This is a genomic window from Wolbachia endosymbiont of Oryzaephilus surinamensis (assembly GCF_025617515.1).
Classification (GTDB): domain Bacteria; phylum Pseudomonadota; class Alphaproteobacteria; order Rickettsiales; family Anaplasmataceae; genus Wolbachia.
On sequence record NZ_CP092526.1, the window covers coordinates 1,494,954 to 1,514,997 of the forward strand.

Below are 20,044 nucleotides of genomic sequence, written 5' to 3' on the forward strand. Positions count from 1 at the left end.
TCCATTTTTTAAAGCAAGGAGTGTACTGAGATGCCTACGATTTCTATCAATCAATCCAATTGACAGTATCACTCCTTGCTCATTATAGCCTTGCGGCTTTGATTTAATATACAATCCAGCCTTTTCGCGCAAAAAACGTTGTAAAGTGTTTAGTTGGATCCCAGCTGGAATGACACTTGGTTATGCAAGAAATCTATTGTCAAAAAAAATTACTTCCGCATATTTTGAATCTGATTATAATGACAATTAGAGATATTTTAAGAGCTCAAAATCTATCTTTGTCTGCAGACTTTCAGTTAACTTTTCAATAAAAAACGTAGCGTATCTTTTTCAGCGGTCTGTCATATGTGCGCTGCATTTTTTTCTAATCTTTTTATACAGGAGGATTTTATGTCCAGAATTCCAGATACTTGACCTTTACTTTAGCTAATAACAGGCGCCTGTGATTTTTATAAAGAAAGTGTAGGAAAAACTGTTTCCAGGCATAAATTTGCCATGTATACCTAAAAAGTAATTATATTAGCATAATATTCATACTTATATGCCAATATTAATATTCTTTGAATGGAATACGAAATTAATGTTGAAAAAATATGTACCAAAAAATTTATGTGGGATCTATGCCGAAGCTCAAATTGCATGACACCATTTATTTTTATGGTTTTGTCTATTTTATTTTGCCACTCTGCTAAACGGATACATTTAATTCCATTTTTATCGAGCAGATAATTGTCATATATTAGCTTAGTTCTCCTGTTATACTTAAATATAAATCAGCATAGCCCTAATTTTTTTATATATTTTACTTCTTTCTCTATATTTAATAATAGGCTTGAAAATAAATGGTAAACCTATAATTGTTAAGCTTAGAGCTAGGATTGAAAGTACACAAAAGGCTTTGTGTTTACTATGTAGCTCTTTCAAGTAAAGCATCAAAAACCTACAAAATTTTTTGTAATTTTCTTCAATATTTTTTTTGCTATGAGCCTTGTCAATAAACATATCTATTGCAGTATAATCATTACTACAATTAATTGCCCCTTTTTCTATTAATAGCTGAGCTATATCAAAATAATCCTTTTGAATAGTAAGATGCAGAGGTGTAAAACCTTGTTGATCACAAATATTCATATTGGCTTTTACTGCTAACAACATTCTTACAATTTCTACATGGCCTTTTTTAGCTGCAAGTAGCAGAGGAGTTCTGTTGCATCTAGTGACGGCATTAACGTTTACCTTAAGCTCCAATAAGAACTTAACTGCTTTAGTATCACCATTATAGCTAGCTTTATGTAACCTGGTGTTACCGCTACAATCTTGGTCATCTGCTTCTATTCCCTTTGAAACAAGAAATGTTACCATTTGCCTATTATTATGCTTAATAGCGCAATCCAGTGCATCAAAACCATGTTTATTTTTTGTGCAAATAAACTCTTTTAACTTAGCTTTTGCTTGCTTTACAATAAGCTTTACCAGTTGCATTTTGTTGTTATATGCTGCTAGAAAAAGCGTAGTATTATTTTCTGCATCTTTTGCTTCTATGTTTGCACCTTTCTTTATCAGATATTCTATAATCTCTGCTCTACTTTCATAATGTGTAGTACATTGATAAATGGTCAAAAATAAAGGAGTACGAAAGTTGTTATCTTCACATTCAAGATTTGCTCCGCTATCAATTAAAATCTGGACGCTCTTTTTAGAACCGTATAATGAAGCTATGTGAAGAGGAGTATAGCCTTCCTCAGCATCTTTTTCATTAATTTTTGCGCCTTTTGTTATTAAAAAATCCATTAATTCTGTGTCATCTTGTAGTGTAGCAAGGTGAAGTGGAGTAAATCCATTTTTATCTCTAGAATTAATTGTCAATTGATTAACAAGAAGTTTAGCAATTTTTTTGTGTCCATGCATAATAGCATAATGCAGTGGATTTCTATTTTCATTGTCCACAACATTAAAGTCAGCTTCGTGCTCTAATAATGATTTTACTCCAACTAAATCGCCTTCTTTTGTAAACTTATGCAAGAGAGTGACTCCGCTTACATCTTTTGAGTTAATATCAAATCCACTTTCTACCAATTGATGTATGTCTTCCTCACACGCCATACCATTTTAATTAAACCCTTTTCGCATTAACAATACTCCCACTTAATTAAGTTTGAATGAATCTGTAAGAGAGATATAAACGTTAGGGAGATTTGCGATAAACGGTAAGAAAAAGGGCAGAAAGTCAAAATCTATCTAACACAACTAAATTTTACCTGCTTTTTTTGTACTCTATCTCTACTTTTGCATTTACATTTGCTGAATCACTTTCCTGCTTTACAATAAGGAGATCCATATGTTTTCTATGTAGCTAAGTAAGAAGAATCTTTGCTCGAACTTGTACATTTTGAAATATTTTTACAAAACTCTATAAAATCATTCACTGCCTCGTTCTCATTCTTAACCTCAACCTTTTTAGATTTAAAATCTTTAAGTACATTATTGAAATCATCCATGTTCACTGTCACTTTTAGCTCTTCATCTTCTGACTCTTCTTCGCAAATCTGATCTACAGCATGAAGTTTTGCTTCATTTACCAAATTTTCTAGATCAGCTCCTGAAAAACCATTAGTTTCTTCTGCAAGTTTTGCTAGATTTACATCTGGTGCCATTGGCACTTTTTCCGTATAAAGACCCAATATTTTTTCACGTAGGCTTTTATCTGGTAAAAGAATTTCAATATGTTTAGAGAGGCGACCTGATCTAATTACTGCTTCATCTAAACTTTCTAGACGATTAGTTGCAGCAATGATTGTCACGCCTTCTATAGGATTAAAACCATCAAGCTCGCATAAAAACTGATTTACAATTCGGTTGTGTTCTTCATCACTTCGTCCACTATTACTACGTTTTGTACAAACAGCATCTATTTCATCTATAAAGACTATGCAAGGAGCATTTTCTCTCGCTTTTGCAAAAAGATCTTTTATGTAATGCGCGCTGTGTCCAGCATATTTTTGCATACATTCAGATCCAGAAACGCTAATAAATTTAGCACTAGCTTCACATGCAATTGCACGAGCAATAAGAGTTTTACCATTTCCAGGTGGACCGTATAAAATATAGCCTGTTGGCATTTTGCAACTTAGCATTTCAAGAGCTTTCTTCTTCTTCTCTGATATATGACCACAAATCATTTTTAACTCTTTTCTTACTTCCTCTGAAACAATAACATCATCAAGTGTTACTTTTTTCTGCTTGTCTGGATCAACTATCTCTATTCTAGAAGAGCCTTTTATTGCACAAACAAGATCATTTAATTTTTTTGAGCGCGTTGCTTTATTAACCGATTTTTTTTCATCACTCACTTCTTCAATATTTATTATGTTTGAATCTTGCTCGTTTTTAATCTCATTTTTAGCATCCAATTCAGCCGCTTTGTACGTAATATATTTAGCTATAGATGCAAATGCATACAAAATACTTACACACAATAACACCTTTAATACAGGCACATCAGGTACAATTAAATTAACCGCAACAATTGATGTTGCCATAGCAGCACCTAACAACAACATTGAGCCAAAAACGATATAACCTTGAATTTTCGCTTTTTTCAGCTGCATTAAGTATCCAGAGCCATTAGGATGCTTGAATGCATAAATATTCACTGGAGTTTTACCATGAAAATTCTTTAACCAAGGATCTGCATTTTTTCTTATTAGAATTGATATTGTTTTTCTACTTCCATTATCTGCAGCATAATGCAAAGGGGTATTGCCCTCTTTATCCATTACATTAACACTTATTCCTTTATTTAAGAAAAATTCTACTACTTCAACATGACCATTTTCAGCAGCTAAATGTAAAGGAATCTTCTCGCGCTTACTATCTTTCTTATTAACATCAGCTCCTCCTGCTACCAGGACTTTTGCTACGTTTTCAAAGCCACCTCTAGCAGCTACGTGCAACAATGTAAGTTCTTGACTAAATAAATGATTTACATCAAATTTAACTTTCTTCCACTCTTCATGTAGATCTTGATTCTGTTTCTCTAGTTCTTCTTGTATTTCCTGAATTATATTATCTTCATTTAAATCTGTCTTATCGTTAATTATACTCAGTACTTCTGCTAGTAATTGATCACTTGTCATAATCTCATCTTTAATCTTAAATGATATATTTAATTATTATATAATTAAAATAAAAATTCAATATTTGTTTTAAACAAGTTAATAATTGGATTGTGAATAGCAAATTAGATCCAAGTAGCCCCATCTCACACTACTGTCATCCCAGTGCCCAGACACCAGCCTTTCTTACCAACAAAAACTTAGCATAACTTTTGTTCTCAAAAAATTTCTGGATTCCAGTGGGCTTTGTTGCACAGCTCTTCGGATAGTGGGTAATGTATAATAAATTCATGAAGCTATATCAAACTTAGCCATGCCTATTTCAGTAAATTTGTTAAGCAAATAACACTTGAGTAGCAGTTCCTTCTCACGATTAATCTCAGATTTATTCCTAAAACTAAATCCAAATATTTGCTTCAGTCGCGAGAAAAAACTTTCTATATAAGATCTCTTCCAATAATTTATCTCTTTTTTCCACCTCTTCATACCATCTTCATCATATGACTTTATGAGCTTGATTGTAGAATTTCTCTCATTCATATAATCCAACTTTGGATGCTCTACTGCATTATTTTGCGGAGGAATCCTTGTCTTTATGTCAAGCTCATCGCACAGTTTGTATAACTTCTTTCGATCTATCTGCATATATCGTGCTTATGTTATACTTGGTATCCACTCTTTCAATAAGATCACAGGCTCCATAGTGGTCGGAATAAACTCCACTACTGTATTTTGCAGCTATAACTTTTTTACTACCTATCTCTAGCATTACATGTAGCTTTCTTGTTTGCTCATAGCGGCGATACTTTCTATCTGTACCATTTGCCTTACTATGGCCTGGAATATTATTGTAGATGCTGATACCTGTACTATCTATAGCAATTTCAATATCTTCCATATCGTTCTTATCAACTCTGCAGTCGTTGATTTTGATATTAAGCTTTTTAAACCTTCTTGAAGCCTGCGAATAGCTGATAATTTGCAAAATTTTCCCTATTTGCTCAAGATATTTCTCTATAAATCCCACTGTTTGCCTAAGACCAATCCTGAATAGATAGGTTATTATGTGAATTAGAATCACTACTTTGTCGCTGTAGACATTGTTGCCACCTGCTACTTTTGGACTATTTTCGTACCAATTTTCAATGGCATCGTTGATATAATGAAAAACATTTCCCCTTTCTTGAAGAAATTTGTTATATTCATTGCAGTTACTGACTTTCATTCTTATTGGCATATTTTTCCTTTGTCGGCTAAATATCTATTTTATAACAAATTCCATCAGTAACTGCCTGTTCTTTCCTTGAGTGGTGCAACAAAGCCAGCTGGGATCCAGGTTGACAAAAGCGCTTTACAACGTTTTGTGTACAAAAGCCAGTGTTGCATGACACTATTTGTTCTTACACCCTTTTTGTCTATCTTATTTTGTCACTCTGCTGAACAGATAATTTTCGCCAATAAGCTTTCTACTGAATTTTTGTTATTAAGCTCGCACAGATCAAAGACAAGTTTTGAGTCAAAAATACCCTTAATATTATAATAAGGGGTTGGTAAAATGTGTCTAGTAAGTTTCTTCTCTATGCAACTGCACCTCAAGCTAATAATGGACCATCAGGCGTATTACCAATTACATTGATTTGGTTTAATATTTTATTAGTGGGGTAAAAATAATTTTTTATAAACTCCTTATATATAGCTGTTAATTTATGTATATCGTCTATTGATACGCATTCATTTACCTGATGTGCGGTTTTGTTGATCATACCAAATTCAATTACTGGACAAATATCTTTAATAAACGCAGCATCAGATGTGCCACCATTTGTACTCAGCACAGCATCAATACCGGTAATTTTATTTATCGCATCAAGCATAATATCAGTATTTCTATCAGGAGTAGAGAGAAAAACGTCCCTGCTGCTCTGCATAGACAGTTTATAATCGTTAGTCACATTGGTGCATATTGCATCAATCATCTTATATAAAACGTCCGGTGTTTGTGTATTGTTATATCGAACATTAAAACCTGCTGCTATTGAACTAGGTATTAGATTATTAGTATTATTTCCAACGTCGATAGTAGTAATTTCGCAATGTGAAGGCTGAAAGTATTTATTACCAGTATCAAAAGTGGTATCTTTTATCTTACTTAGTATCGATACCATTTTATATATTGGATTATCTGCTAGATCTGGGTAGGCAACGTGCCCTTGTTTACCATGGCAAATCAATTTAAATGTTGCAGAACCTCTTCTACCTATTTTTATGGTATCACCTAATTTCTCACTACTCGTTGGTTCTCCAACTATACAAAAATCTATCTTTTTTTGCTTACTTTTCATCCATTCCAAAACGGCCTTTGTTCCATGTTCTTCCGTGCTTTCTTCAGCACCGGTAATCAATGCACTGATTGAACCACTGAATCGAAACTTACCTGCAACTGAATCTACGATAGCAGCAATAAATGCAGCTACTCCGCCTTTCATATCAGCTGCTCCTCTTCCGTATAGCATTCCATTTCTAACTTCTGGCTTAAATGGATCAGATATCCAATCTTTTAACTCACCTGGTGGTACAACATCAACATGTCCAGCAAAACACAAGTTTGGTACTCCATTTATATATTTCGCATAAAGATTTTTAACTTTATCACCAAACTCTAAAATCTCACATTCAAAACCACTTTTCTTGAGAATGGCTGCTATATGCTCTATTGCCCCATCGTCTTTTGGTGTTATACTTTTAAAAGAAATTAATTTCTTAGTTAGTTCTACAGGGTCAATCTTCATATCAATCTTGAAATACTAACATTACCGTATTGTAAACATTCTATGCGATATTTAAAACAAATATTACAGCACACAGAACAAGTTCTTATTAGGGAAGTTGCTGATAATATCTATGAAATATGTAGACAATATGGAAATGACATTTTTCTGATTGCAGATGAAAATACAGCAAAACTTTTAAACAAAAACATACTTAATAAAGTTTCTCATTTAATTATTCCAGCCACAACTGTCATTCCAGCGCGTGACTATGATGGATCGCAGTGTCACGCTACTTGGATGACACCAAATAGACTGAACAGCGCTGCTTCCCTCCAAACTGTAAACCTAGTTAGAAATAAAGCAAAAGATAGTGACTTAATGGTTGCATTTGGTAGTGGCACTGTTAATGATATCTGCAAATATGCAAGCTACCTCGAGAAAAAAGATTATATATCGTTCCCAACAGCCGCTTCCATGAATGGGTATAGCTCTGCAAACGCTTCAATATTAGTTGATGGATATAAAAAATCGTTCGGAGCACATCTTCCAAAGGCAATATACATTGATAACGATATAATTGCCAACGCACCACCACGCCTCACATTAAGTGGATTTGCAGATTTCATCTGCCGTTCAACAGTACAAGCCGATTGGCTATTATCTCATCTATTACTTGGCACAGAATATAATGAACTCCCCTTTAAACTTGTTCGCAATCTGGAGGAAATTTTGCTCAGAGAACACTTGGCACTTGCTAAAAAAGATAAAAGAGTAGTTTTATTACTTATGGAAGCCTTATTGATTTCAGGACTTGGAATGGTGATGTCAAAAGGCAGCTACTCTGCAAGCCAAGGAGAACATATGATAGCTCATGCAATGGAGACGGTAACAAAAGATTATTCCTCCTCGTTACATGGCGAAAAAATTGCTGTTACGACGATTACTATGGCTAACTTGCAAGAGGAGATATTGTCAATACAAAACCCGATTACCAAACCGATCACTTTAGATGTAAAACATATAACTCAGTGCTTTGGTAATACCGAATTTATAAAAATTCTAAAGCAGAAGCAAATTATGCAGCAAAAAATTCAAGAGATTATTTACAAAGAATGGAGTAATATTTCTAGTTTAATTAAGCAAAATTTACTATCTGCAAAACACCTGCAGAAAGTATTTGAAGATCTATCAATTCCGTACTTACCGGAGCATCTTAATTGGAACAAAGAGCAATATTGCAAGGTAGTCAATCTTACATTTGCAACAAGAGATAGATTCACCTTTCTTGACCTAGCTGGTTGTATAGAAAAAAGTTAGATTTTGTGTATTCGTTCAGTAGGGTAGCAAAATAAGATAGACAAAAACACAGTAACAAATGGTGTCATTCAAGTAGCTATCCAGCCTTTCTTAACAACAAAAACTTAGCATGACTTTTGTGCTCAAAAAACTTCTGGATTCCAGCATCAAGTGCTGGAATGACATGGTGAAATATTATTCAAGTAGCCTCTGTCCCAGTACCTATTCGGTGTCATTCAAGTCAACTCTTTTCTTGTCATCCCAGTGCCTAGACACTGGGATCCAGAAAACTTCACTTTAAATGAGTGCATTAGATTGTCTTTATATAGATGTCAGTGTCAGCTACTCGGATGAAATTCATTTAGTCTTCTTTTCTCTTTTTCTTATTTTACTACTCTGATGAACGGATACAAAAAAAACTCATGCACCTTGATGTAAGTAGATCTTGCAAGCATTTTAAGATTGCCGGTTCACTAGTTAACATAGAAAAAGCTCAACAAAATTATAAGAATAGTATATAATTGAAAATATTTAATAGTGAAAATAATGCCTAACACTAAAGAAAAAGAAATACATCTTATATTCTTTCATGGGTTAGGGGATAATTATAAAAATGCAACTACATTCTGTAAAGATATGCAATCTGAGCTCATGCACCACCATGATATACCTAATTTTCACACTCATGCACACAAATACCCGGCTGCATTTCAAAATTATATAACTTATGCCTTAACCAGCTTCGTATGCTTACTAGCATCAATATTGCCACCTACTGTCATACTGCTCACTAATCCAATAACAGCTAGAACAGCTAGAACAGCTGGATTGGCAGTCTTATCAGCTTCAGCTTGTGTTTTTTTATCTATATTGCTACTCATGATTCCGTTTCTAAATAAGAATCAAAACTTATTCAAGTCTTCAATAGAGAAAATTAATCAACTAATAAATCAAGGTGTAAAACCCGAAAATATTATACTTTTCGGTCATTCTTTTGGAGGAGCAGTTGCATCAGAAGTATCAAGGCATTTTGCGAATAGAGATGTTAAACTTGGAGGAATTGTCTTCACTAGCACTTTTAGTTCTTTTCATACAGCAATAGAGCATTTTCCAATACCTCAGACGAAAATTTTGAGTATACTGCCCTCATTCCTACTAAAAAGAATACTAAAAGCCTTCGATTTAGACTTTGATATAGTAGATAATTTACAAAAGTCACAAAATGAAAAAACGCCAATAGTAATTATTAATCACGCAAGAGACAAATTAATACCACTTCCTGCACAGTTGGCAAATGCAATGAGAGATGATCGATTATTAAATGGTAATCCGATCAAGATTCGTGATGATCTGTGTATATATGGAGATGATCCTCATAACAGTGTTTTGGATAGTGGCACACTGACTGAAGAATTAAGAGAAATGGTACTTAGTAAAGTTACGTCTAGAACGCGTTAACTTTTTTGCTGCTTTTTTTTTGGCTAAGGTCACACTTCATTATGCATTAAATTGTATGCATCTATTCAGGGAATTTGCTAATGTGAAAGCCAGTGCTTCCTTTCTTGCGATGTAGCTGTACAGAAATTGAAGATGTCATTTAGTAGCTCTCCCCTGTTATTTAAGTAGCTAACACTGAGATCCATAAATTTAACTGGATGCCAGTTTCTGGGCACTGACCATCATAAAGGAGCCAGTGTCATGCACTGATAGTTGTCTTTTCTCGCCTACCTTATTTTACTACTCTGCTGAACGGACACAATTGCATATAGTATAGTCTTTAGTTTTAGTGAGAATAGTTTTATTCCACTGATCAAGGAGTGCTAAATTGAAATACGTATCACCTTTATAAGTTTTATGCATTTCAGTCATAATAAATTCTGAGATTAGGTTATGCTCTAAAAAAAGGTGTGCTATTTGTGCCCCACCAATCACAAAGACTTGAGAACTACTTTGAATTGACAGAAATTCTTTCATGGAAGAGACAACAGTACATTTTGGGCCTCTATTAAAACACTTGTTACGGGAGAAAACAATAGGTGTACGATTCTTTAGTATACTCTGAGGCACGGTTTCAAATGTCTTTCTTCCCATCACAATAACTTGCTTGTCGGTTACTTGACAAAAATGTTTAAACTCACTTGGATAACGCCAGGGCAAATCATTATTTATTCCAATTACCCCATTAGGGTCAACAGCCATAATTCCAATAATCTTCATCCCTTTAAGACAGCTTGGGCTACAAAAAATCTCATGTGGTCGCGTACATTATGCACTCTAAGGAAATCAACCTTATTTTGCAGTATAGCAGATATAGCAATTGTTTCTAAATCTCTATTAGAGGGAGATTCTATGGAAAAAGAGGAAATAAATGACTTTCTGGAATGGCCAACTAAAACCTTGCAGCCAAAATTTTGTAAAGTTTCTATACTGCGTAAAATCTGAATATTCTGATACATAGATTTGCCAAAACCAATACCAGGATCAATAATTATTGAACTTTCATCAAAACCAAGGGCAAGTAACCTATTAATGCTCTCCTCTGCCCAATTATTTATGATATCAATTGGGTCAATATCATGTGGAATAATATTGTCCTTATGTGGTGGTATCGAAAGTGAATGCATAATAACGACACTACACCCACTGCTAGCAACTTCTTTTAAGGTATTACTACTCAGATCTCCCTTCTGATCATTTACCCAGGCAATATTGTAGTGCTTCAAAACGTTTAAAATAACGTCTGGCCAAAAACTATCAATGCTGACTTCAATATCACCATTTTTCATATAGTCGCTAAGATTATCAAGTACTGGTTTTAGACGTTCATACTCTTCCTCTGGCGTCTTTATTGAAGCTCCAGGCCTTGTTGATTGAGCTCCAAGATCAACTATGCTTGCACCATCTGATACCAGCTGCAATGCCTGCTTGGTTGCTCGATTCGCATCATAATAAAGACCACCATCTGAAAATGAATCAGGGGTAATGTTGACAATACCCATAAGCTTTGGTGAAATCGTAAAACTCTTTGAAAAACAGTCTTGAACATTGAAAGCAAATGTTTTGTTAACCATTGCCATCAAGTGGATCAAAAATGGCCTGTTTACCAATTCTGGGTGAGGAATTTTAAGATCAGGTGTATCAAGCGTTAGATCATCCCATAACAAAATATCTAAATCAATAACACGAGGTGCCCATTTTTCGTAGACTTGTGGACGACCAATATCACATTCGATTTGTTTTAAGCCTTTTAGTAGCTCCTCAGGAGAAGAAGAACAACTTCCATAGACAATCATGTTGAGAAATGGCTTGTTCCAATCAGGTGGAGCACCATTTGGTAAAATAGCCTTAGTTTCTAGAATGATCGAAGACTTTAAGTCTTTTAAATAGCGCTTCTTTAGTAACTCAGTAGCTCTTTGTAAATGGGAAAGGCGATTCCCTATATTTGATCCAATAGAAATATAGATCATTCTTGCAATTCATTACAGTAAGTAAAAAAAACGCCCCCATGCACACCAGGAACTGGTGGTGCGATTTTGTGAGTAGTCACCCTGACAGAATGCTCTTTTTGCATAAAAAGGTCGTTAATCATCCTGTATATATCATGAGTTAAATGCTCGATTAAATTAAATTGCTTGCCCTGAACAAGAGATTGAATATTTTGCACTACTTCCAAATAGCAGATAGTATCTTTAAGTTGATCAGTTGTAAGCCCTGAAGGAGGAGATTTAAAAGTGAAATCAACGTCAATACTCACCAATTGGGGAGAAAACTTCTCTTCTGCACTACATCCCAAATGAACCCAAAGCCGTAAATCAGATATAAGAAGATTACATGCTACCACTGAATTTAGTATCTACTTATAATTAATGACAAACATCAACATTCATCATGCCATCAAGAAAACCCCATAAGAGTTTTGCTCCTTTTTCAGCGCCTTGCATAACTTTCTCTTGTTCTTCTTCGTTTAAATCTGCAATAAGGTTTGCACATTCTTCAGAATGCCACTCATCAGCTTCCATATGAACAGTAAAAAATTTGAGAGGACGCTCATCATTTATTGAATAGTGTTTTTTTAGACCTTCAATTTTAGATTTAGAAACCTCTGGAGTTTGACGTTCATAAGCGTACAGAGCTCCAAGACCTGCTGCAAAATCTGATTTTACAATGTCAAAGTAACCGTCAACTAATTCTTGCGTCTCCTTAACCTGTGCATCTTCAAGAAGATCAACCCTTGCTACTCCGAGCCCTTCAGCAAAACGCTGCCATAATTCTGGGTGATTCTCATCGCCTTGTTCTTCCTCTATTAAATTACCAAGTAAAACTTGCCGCATCTTTAGATTGGGGCATAAAGAATGTATACCGCTGATATAACGAGGGAAAGCAGCAACATGGTGATAATATTCCTTAGCATAGGTTTGAAGAGCCTGCAGGCTTAAGCTACCTTCATTCCATGACTCGTAAAATGGGTGTTTTAATAAGTGTAAACTATCTAATTGATTATTAAGTGATTGAACAAATGTCATAAATAAACACTAAATTGTTTTAGGCTACGTTTAGGTTTATCAAATGTCAAGAGACATTTCCCATTACTACCTTAATTCCAATAAATATAAAGATAGATACGCTATAAGTTAATTTTTTAGTAAAAATTGATTTTTTCTAAAATTTCATGTATTATTAAATCAATATAGTGAAAAACGCAAAATGAAAGTAACAGAAGAAAATACAATAAAAATTAGGGAAGAGTTCGTAGAAGTTCAAAATGGAATGCGAATTCAAAAGATAGTGATGTCAAACTCGAAGAGCAGTGCAGATAGCAGAAAGAAAAAGCATATAGTTTACTTTCCAGGGCTTACATATACTTTTGAAAAAGAGCCAGATGAAGACAAAAGTGAATGGAATTGGGCAGCTGAAGCAGGTATGGATGTTCACCTTATTAATTTTCCTGGTTCTGGAAAAAGCAAAGGTCATTCTTTAAACGGTCAAAATCGAGTAAATGCAGGAATTGCAGTCATTTCAGATCTTCTAAAGCAAGGCATTCACCCAGACAATATAGTACTGTATGGAAGCTGTGCTGGAGGACCAATAGCTGCAGAGGTTTATAAAAAGTTTAAAAAAGATGACAATGTTCATTTAAGATGCGTTATCAATAAATCCTTTAGCTCATTCAAAAAACTTGTAGTGAAATTACTACACATATCAAAACCTAAATGGCTATTTCCTCCTATAATAAAATTCATACTCAAATGCTTTGGTTGGCACTTTAAGCCACATACAATAGTAAACGATATTACTCCATACACAATTTGTTTTAATCTAGAGAACGATGGCTTTATTAGTAAGCAGGCAAATATAGGTACTAAAATTTCTGACATAGAAAAAAGTCATAGGAAAAAAAACTACCAAAAAAAAGAAACTTTTGAAGGTTTTGAGCAATACAAAGAGTTTTTCATGGAGCATACCGATTTAGCTAAAATAAAAAACCTTGAATCTGAAGTTGGAATAATGAGAAAATGCTGGAATAAGTTTCTATCGTTACTACCTATTAAGGCAGATGATATTCACTTTTCTTCGATTACAGAATTGTGCTCATCAAGTGAACATAAATACACTCTTCCTGAGTTAATTTCACTCTTTTTAGAATCCACAGATAATTATTTTGAAAAGAAGGGCTCGCTCAATCAAGAGATAAAAACAGAAGCGATATGTGGAAAGAATAGTGAAAAAGAAATAGAGGAAAAGAAACAGTATTTTACCAATTTAAAGAATTATTCAATAAGTCAGAGTATACCTCAAAAGCTAACATCCCCGCAAATATTGAAATAAGTGTTTCTTTTGTGATTAAAAAAACATTGCATCTAGAGTATCTGCCATAAGTGATAATTTTGTGCTTTCATCATAGAGATTGTTTTCACTAGCTGCTAATTTCTCACTAACTTGTGAATAAGGTTTAAAAACTTCAGAACTGTACTTATCAAGGCATTTGTTTAGGCAGTCAGGATCTGTCCATTTTTTTGTGTGGATATAGCATTTCTGCCTACATTGATTCTGTCTAAAATTAATCCCTTTCTCTTTGTTTGATGCTTATTGTTCCATAATATTCTTCAATTTTAATAATATTAACATTAGCATATAAGTATGAACATTATGCTAATATAATTACTTTTTAGGTATACATGGCAAATTTATGCCTGGAAAAAGTTTTTGGTTATTTCCTACACTTTCTTTATAAAAACCACAGGCGCCTGTTATTAGCTAAGGTAAAGGTCAAATATCTGGAATTCTGGACATAAAATCCTCCTGTATAAAAAGATTAGAAAAAAATGCAGCGCACACACGACAGATATAAGCTGAAGAGCACGCTTTTTATTGAAAGATTAATTGAAAGTCTGCAGACAAATTTGAGCTCTTAAAATATCTCTAATTGTCATTATAATCAGATTCAAAATACGCGGAAGTAATTTTTTTTGACAATAGATTTCTTTCATAACCAGGCGTCATCCCAGCTGAGATCCAATAAGAAAACCGCGCTGGAACTTTTGAATTCCAGTTATGCAAGAAATCTAATATCATGGAGTTTTCAAACACTAACAACCAAGTACTTTAATAAGGCAAAAAGCTTATCTAAGAGAGTAGGCCTTGCAATTGTATCAATAGTGGTGGGATTGGTAGGACTCGAACCTACGACCAATTCGTTATGAGCGAACTGCTCTAACCGACTGAGCTACAATCCCTTTTATCAACACCTATAATACACGCAAAAGGAAATTTGTCTACTCGCTTATTTCACTATCAACCCAACTGTGTAAATCATTTATTGCGCCAATTTTGCGTGCAATTTCCTTACCATCTTGAAATATGATTAAAGTAGGTATAGATTGAACTCCATACTTACTTGGCACCTCAGTTTCTCCATCTATGTCGAACTTGCAGATCTTGATCTTGCCTTTTCTATCCTCAGCCAATTGCTCGATACGTGGCATCAGACTTTTGCATGGTCCACACCATTCTGCCCAAAAATCTACCAGCACAAATCCTTTGTGGTTAGCAACTTCAGATTCGAAATTTTGATCATTTACCGCTTTAATATCATCACTCATAAAATACCTAAATTTTTATAAATATAGCGTATCAATTAACAGCTGATCAACTAAATTTTTCTGGATTCAAGTGAAGTGATTACATATGATGATTAAAGATATCTACACTCCCCCAACCCATTGAATCTAGCTCAATACGAGTAGGAAGAAATTCAAAGCACTTTTCGGCTAATTCTTTTCTATTTTCACGTTCTAGCATTAAATCTAGCTTTTCCTTTATTTTATGGAGATATAAAACATCAGATGCAGCATAACTTTTTTGCTTGTCTGTTAAATTTTCATTTCCCCAATCAGAAGATTGTTGTTGCTTATTTAATTTTATATCAAGTAGTTCTAAGCACAACTCTTTTAAGCTATGATTATCTGTGTAGGTGCGAACTAAACGTGAGGCTATTTTCGTGCAATAGCAAGGCAGTGACCAAGTTTGAAGGTAGTAATGTATTATACTCACATCAAATCGCGCAAAGTGAAATATTTTGGTTATATTTTTATCCTCTAATATTTTTCTCAAATTTGGAGCTGTATAATCGTTTTTGAATTGAACTAAGTGAGCGTTGCCATCATTGAAAGAGAGCTGAACAAGGCATAATCTATCTCTGCTATGCAGTAGCCCCATTGCCTCTGTATCAACAGCTATAGATTTTACATCTCTCGGTATTGCACTAGCTGGCAAGTCATCTTTATGTACAAATATTCTCATAAATTTAATATATTTTATGACACATATAATAATCAAAAATGAGTTTTAAGTATACGAAAAGATCATAGAAAATTGGCTCTCATGATTTTCATGCATGTAGGGTTTACAAATTGTAATATGTACCTATAATTAGAAGTAGAACCTAAGCAGAATTTAACTGCGGGAGTAGCTCAGTTGGTAGAGCGCAACCTTGCCAAGGTTGAGGTCGAGGGTTCGAACCCCTTCTCCCGCTCTTTAATTTTAACATAAAAAATTTCCTTCCCCTATTCAACTAGTTCAGCTATACTAAAAGTAGCTAAAAGCTTTTTAGAAAATTATTATTTAGGAGGATTATATGGACAACAAGACTAAACCAATGTTATTTATCTTAGGTACAGATATACCAATAGGAGCACTTACAGGCTTAGCGCTCAGTTTTACAGCTCTGTCACCTTTGGTGATGGGTGGAATTATTGCTGCGGTTCCGGCAGCCTTACTTGCATGTCGGATAATCTCTAATGGAAGACTCTCCAAAGAAGTCTTTTTTCGGACTGCTTGTTCTTGTTCTGTAGGTACTGCAATTGGAGTTGGTCTTGCTGCAGCTGCAACTGCTGTTTTCCCTGGTGCAATGCTTGGAATGGGATCGGCAGCTTTAGCAGGTGCAATAATAGCACCCATAGCAGTAATTGCAGGGTTCCTTATAACATATGATATTATTGAACCAATAGCTCAGAAAGTGAATGAGTATATTATATCACCTATAGTTGAGCGTTTTTCTTCAAAAGGGGAAGAGAAAGCTATATAATAATCAATTGACGTTAGCATTTAGTTTTCTTTATAATTTCCTTTGTGAAAGAACAAAAATGCTTATTTGTAACGATAGCTGGTTTGCCAAATGCTGGAAAGTCAACGCTAATTAACAGCATCGTAGGCAAGAAAATTGCAATTGTCACCCCTAAAGTGCAGACAACAAGGACGCAGGTAAGGGGTGTTGCTATATGCAACAATGCGCAAATTGTTTTTACTGACTCTCCAGGAGTGTTTTCAGCAGAAACAAATCTTGAAAAAGCTTTAGTCAAATCTGCATGGGGAGCAGTTAAGGATAGTGACATTACTTTGTTGCTTGTTGATGTAAACAATTACCTAAAAAATATAGAAAGAATAAAAACGATATTTGCACGACTGGAGCGCACAAAAGGCAGATGCATTTTGGTTATCAATAAAACTGATTTAGTAAAGAAATCAGAGCTCAAGATGGCACATGAGCACCTAAATTTGCTTTATAAGTTTGAAAAAATTTTTACGATATCGGCACTGAAGAATGATGGACTTTCTGATCTGACTAGTTACTTGTCTGAAATTGCACCGATAGGCCCTTGGTTTTATGAAAAAGATCAAATAACTGATTCCTCAGCTGATTTTTTATCAGCGGAAATTACGAGAGAAAAGTTATTCTTGAACCTACGTGAAGAATTGCCATACTCTACAGCTGTTATAACTGAACAATTTGAGGAAAAAAAAGATAAGAGTTTAGTCATAAAACAGATCATATTTGTATTGAAAGATAATCATAAGAAAATAGTGCTAGGAAAAGACGGCAGTAGCATAAAAAAAATTAATATCGAGGCACGTACAGAATTGGAAAAGTTATTTGAGTGTAAAGTTCATCTCTTTTTGTTCGTAAAAGTGCGACCTTGGACTGATCGCCCTGAGGAATATATAAGTAATGCTTAATTCTTTGTTAGTATTTGATATTGAAACTATACCAGATGTAAATTCCTGCAAGAATTTACTAAATATTAGTGATGATAGCAGTGTAGAAGAAAAGAGGAACGCATTAACAAAATATCATCTTGAAATAACAAACGGGCAAAACTCTTTTCTGCGTCAGCCCTTCCACCTTGTTGTAGTCATTAGTTTTTTACTTTGTAATATAACACGCCAGAGCGGTTATGAAATGTTCACACTACAAGAAATAAGATCTGGAGGCACAGTAAACTCCAATGAAAAAGAGCTAGTAAAGGGATTTTTTAACTACATATCAGAGAAAAAGCCAAGACTAGTTTCGTTCAATGGACGCACTTTTGATATACCGGTACTGAAGTACCGTGCTATGGTTCATGGCATTCAAGCAGAATATTTTCACAAAGCTGGCGATAAGTGGAATAGTTACAATCAGAGGTACAGTAGTGATTGGCATTGTGATTTGCTTGAATCTCTCTCTGATTTTGGAGCTTCTGCAAGAATGAAGATGAACGAAGTTTGCGCAGCATTTAATCTTCCCGGTAAGATTGGAGTTGATGGTTCACAAGTTATGGACTTATATGATAGTGGCAAAATACAAGAGATTCGCGATTATTGTGAAACAGATGTGATTAACACTTATTTGATTTATTTGAGGTTTATGCATCATCAAGGAAGAATTACTACAGAAAGCTATAATAAGAGCATAGAAGAACTGCTTTTAGAATGCGAAAAAAAAGAACACCTAAAGAAATTTAAAGAAGAATGGAAAATAACTTCTGGTGAAAATTTTTATATTGAATTTAAATGAATAGATGCTACAGAGCAATCTAATGATTGCTCTGTATAGTAGTTATAAACTCCTTGTAGTAGAAAAGACATTTTGATGTGCCCTTTGCTTAACTTCTGCTTGTTCAAGCTTAGAAAAATTTTCTAAGTTTTTATCTTGGTATTCCTTTTTTACTTTCTCGAAAAAATTTTGTCCACCAAGAATATAATTACCTAAATTAGCAGCATAATATTGAGCATTACCTAAAACTGCACAGTTAATTCGACTTAATATTCTCGAAGGGTAATAAAAGAGAGAAACGTTATTGTTCGATCGGAAATCTTTTTCATCCATTATTTTAATGGCTTCATGATAACCATCTATTTGATGAACAAAATATCCTTCAGGTACTGATATTCTCAATTGTGCACCTACATGAGCATAACCACAAATACCAGGTGATACCGCTGGTACTGGGTCTTGTCTATGTTGAGTTACTCTAATGGTTTTTTCTTGAAGAACATCATTATAAAATTCACTAGCAGTAAGATCAAAAACTCGTGGATCACCAAAAGTTGCAACATGAACATCTTCAGCTCCTTCTGTTTTATTGAGGCATAAAGCAGCTATCTTAGCAATAGCTCCTCCCATACTGTGACCTGTGAGATTAATTTTAAAATCCTTGATTTCTGATCCCTGTTTTTCAGCATGAGATTTCAAAATGCCATACAGATTAGGCCATGAATCCATAAATGAATTATAGAAACCACAATGAATTCTTCCACCTTCAGGTAAAAATTCCGAAGTAGCAAAAAGTACATTTATATCAGTAATTCCATCATTAAAACTCTGGCTCAGACGAGTACCATGGTAGGCTATTGTTATTTCTTTACCTTTTATAAAAACGTGACCAGCATCTTTTTCAAAGCTATTACCAAATGGAATAATTTCATAACCTTCGCTGATGAGTTCAGCTCTAGTTTTATACATTTTTTCAGTAGATGGAACAATTTCAAAATCTTCTACAATTTCAAATTCAGTTTTGTATACTCTTTGAGCTAGGTTGTTACATCTTTTTTTACTTAATTTACCATCATCATCGCCATAGCTTATCTTGCAGAAATTACCCATTTCTAATAATTTCTCTCTATCAAATCCTGCAATTTTTACAATACTTTCATCTATTTTATAGTCAGAAGGTAAAGAACATGGCTCATTTGGATCAGCACGATTTATAAATTCATAATCTTCAATGATCTCAAATTCATCGTCATATTCTTTCATCTCGTATTTGCCATCATCTACTGAAATAGAGTCTGGCTGTTCAGTATTACCTGGCTCTGAGCCTGTAGCAGCACCTGTAGTGCTAAACCAATTGCGTAAAAAACTAAAATCCATAAGTACCCTAATCTATCAAAAATAAAACAATAATCTACCAACTATAATACAAATTAATATTATTGTCAACAATTTATATTAATAATTTAATCTTTTTATGCTTTTACTTTGAGTAAATTTTACTTCCATAGAATAAGTATAGAGTTATAATACACTAACAAGCAAACCTCTGT

The 20,044-nt window shown here is 34.2% G+C and carries 16 protein-coding genes, 2 tRNA genes and 1 pseudogene; 7 read left to right on the forward strand and 12 right to left on the reverse strand.

Going from position 1 to position 20,044, the window contains the following annotated elements:
• Positions 1 to 762: 762 nt before the first annotated feature.
• The 4 genes and pseudogenes from MJ631_RS06940 to dapE all read right to left on the reverse strand — a co-directional run bounded on the left by MJ631_RS06940 (position 763) and on the right by dapE (position 6,904).
• The gene (locus MJ631_RS06940) at positions 763 to 2,103 is read right to left on the reverse strand and encodes an ankyrin repeat domain-containing protein (RefSeq protein WP_010406927.1); all 1,341 of its coding nucleotides are present in this window, start codon (positions 2,101 to 2,103) and stop codon (positions 763 to 765) included.
• Positions 2,104 to 2,345: 242 nt separating this feature from the next.
• A complete protein-coding gene (locus MJ631_RS06945) occupies positions 2,346 to 4,136 on the reverse strand; it encodes an AAA family ATPase (protein ID WP_262986295.1) in 1,791 nt (596 codons plus the stop codon).
• Positions 4,137 to 4,403: 267 nt separating this feature from the next.
• Positions 4,404 to 5,352: pseudogene (locus MJ631_RS06955) on the reverse strand (IS5 family transposase).
• Positions 5,353 to 5,707: 355 nt separating this feature from the next.
• Positions 5,708 to 6,904 (reverse strand): succinyl-diaminopimelate desuccinylase, encoded by a 1,197-nt coding sequence (gene dapE / locus MJ631_RS06960; RefSeq protein ID WP_019236715.1) that lies wholly within the window; start codon positions 6,902 to 6,904, stop codon positions 5,708 to 5,710.
• Between the two features lie 42 nt (positions 6,905 to 6,946).
• Here dapE and MJ631_RS06965 point away from each other — a divergent pair, with 42 nt between their 5' ends.
• Entirely contained in the window at positions 6,947 to 8,203 is a 1,257-nt protein-coding gene (locus MJ631_RS06965) for an iron-containing alcohol dehydrogenase (protein ID WP_052264778.1), read from the forward strand.
• A gap of 525 nt (positions 8,204 to 8,728) precedes the next feature.
• Positions 8,729 to 9,640 carry an alpha/beta hydrolase family protein gene (locus MJ631_RS08265; protein ID WP_458695374.1) on the forward strand — a complete coding sequence of 304 codons (912 nt, stop codon included), beginning with the start codon at positions 8,729 to 8,731 and terminating at the stop codon, positions 9,638 to 9,640.
• 279 nt (positions 9,641 to 9,919) lie between these two features.
• Here MJ631_RS08265 and MJ631_RS06980 read toward each other — a convergent pair whose 3' ends face one another.
• The 4 genes from MJ631_RS06980 to MJ631_RS06995 are packed head-to-tail and all read right to left on the reverse strand — an operon-like array spanning position 9,920 to position 12,705.
• Positions 9,920 to 10,399 carry a dihydrofolate reductase gene (locus tag MJ631_RS06980; RefSeq protein WP_019236719.1) on the reverse strand — a complete coding sequence of 160 codons (480 nt, stop codon included), beginning with the start codon at positions 10,397 to 10,399 and terminating at the stop codon, positions 9,920 to 9,922.
• Complete coding sequence (gene folP / locus MJ631_RS06985) at positions 10,396 to 11,649, reverse strand: dihydropteroate synthase (RefSeq protein ID WP_019236720.1); 1,254 nt, start codon at positions 11,647 to 11,649, stop codon at positions 10,396 to 10,398. Before folP ends, MJ631_RS06980 begins: the two co-directional genes overlap by 4 nt.
• Positions 11,646 to 12,023: a dihydroneopterin aldolase gene (locus tag MJ631_RS06990; protein WP_007302114.1), complete on the reverse strand. Its 378-nt coding sequence runs from the start codon at positions 12,021 to 12,023 to the stop codon at positions 11,646 to 11,648. Before MJ631_RS06990 ends, folP begins: the two co-directional genes overlap by 4 nt.
• Positions 12,024 to 12,045: 22 nt before the next feature.
• Positions 12,046 to 12,705 carry a CADD family putative folate metabolism protein gene (locus tag MJ631_RS06995; RefSeq protein WP_149168679.1) on the reverse strand — a complete coding sequence of 220 codons (660 nt, stop codon included), beginning with the start codon at positions 12,703 to 12,705 and terminating at the stop codon, positions 12,046 to 12,048.
• 181 nt (positions 12,706 to 12,886) lie between these two features.
• On the opposite strand from MJ631_RS06995, the gene MJ631_RS07000 reads away from it, so the two are divergent.
• Complete coding sequence (locus MJ631_RS07000; RefSeq protein WP_214303212.1) at positions 12,887 to 14,008, forward strand: alpha/beta hydrolase family protein; 1,122 nt, start codon at positions 12,887 to 12,889, stop codon at positions 14,006 to 14,008.
• A gap of 831 nt (positions 14,009 to 14,839) precedes the next feature.
• On the opposite strand, the gene MJ631_RS07005 is transcribed toward MJ631_RS07000, so the two are convergent.
• The 3 genes from MJ631_RS07005 to MJ631_RS07015 all read right to left on the reverse strand — a co-directional run bounded on the left by MJ631_RS07005 (position 14,840) and on the right by MJ631_RS07015 (position 15,982).
• A tRNA-Ile gene (locus MJ631_RS07005) sits at positions 14,840 to 14,916 on the reverse strand.
• 39 nt (positions 14,917 to 14,955) lie between these two features.
• On the reverse strand, positions 14,956 to 15,282 hold the full coding sequence (gene trxA / locus MJ631_RS07010) for a thioredoxin (RefSeq protein WP_007302120.1): 327 nt from the start codon (positions 15,280 to 15,282) through the stop codon (positions 14,956 to 14,958).
• 79 nt (positions 15,283 to 15,361) lie between these two features.
• Positions 15,362 to 15,982 (reverse strand): ribonuclease D, encoded by a 621-nt coding sequence (locus MJ631_RS07015; RefSeq protein WP_213863798.1) that lies wholly within the window; start codon positions 15,980 to 15,982, stop codon positions 15,362 to 15,364.
• A 159-nt stretch (positions 15,983 to 16,141) separates the two neighbouring features.
• Here MJ631_RS07015 and MJ631_RS07020 point away from each other — a divergent pair.
• The 4 genes from MJ631_RS07020 to MJ631_RS07035 all read left to right on the forward strand — a co-directional run bounded on the left by MJ631_RS07020 (position 16,142) and on the right by MJ631_RS07035 (position 18,515).
• A tRNA-Gly gene (locus MJ631_RS07020) sits at positions 16,142 to 16,214 on the forward strand.
• 102 nt (positions 16,215 to 16,316) lie between these two features.
• The gene (locus MJ631_RS07025) at positions 16,317 to 16,766 is read left to right on the forward strand and encodes a hypothetical protein (RefSeq protein WP_214303211.1); all 450 of its coding nucleotides are present in this window, start codon (positions 16,317 to 16,319) and stop codon (positions 16,764 to 16,766) included.
• A 44-nt stretch (positions 16,767 to 16,810) separates the two neighbouring features.
• Positions 16,811 to 17,695, forward strand: a complete 885-nt coding sequence (gene era / locus MJ631_RS07030; RefSeq protein WP_052264868.1) for a GTPase Era — start codon at positions 16,811 to 16,813, stop codon at positions 17,693 to 17,695.
• Entirely contained in the window at positions 17,688 to 18,515 is an 828-nt protein-coding gene (locus MJ631_RS07035; RefSeq protein WP_019236725.1) for a 3'-5' exonuclease, read from the forward strand. The genes era and MJ631_RS07035 overlap by 8 nt, the downstream gene beginning before the upstream one ends.
• 42 nt (positions 18,516 to 18,557) lie before the next feature.
• Here the strand turns inward: MJ631_RS07035 and MJ631_RS07040 are convergent, their stop codons facing one another.
• Positions 18,558 to 19,871, reverse strand: coding sequence for a lipase family protein (locus MJ631_RS07040; RefSeq protein WP_007302125.1), 1,314 nt, complete (start codon positions 19,869 to 19,871; stop codon positions 18,558 to 18,560).
• Between the last annotated feature and the right edge of the window lie 173 nt (positions 19,872 to 20,044).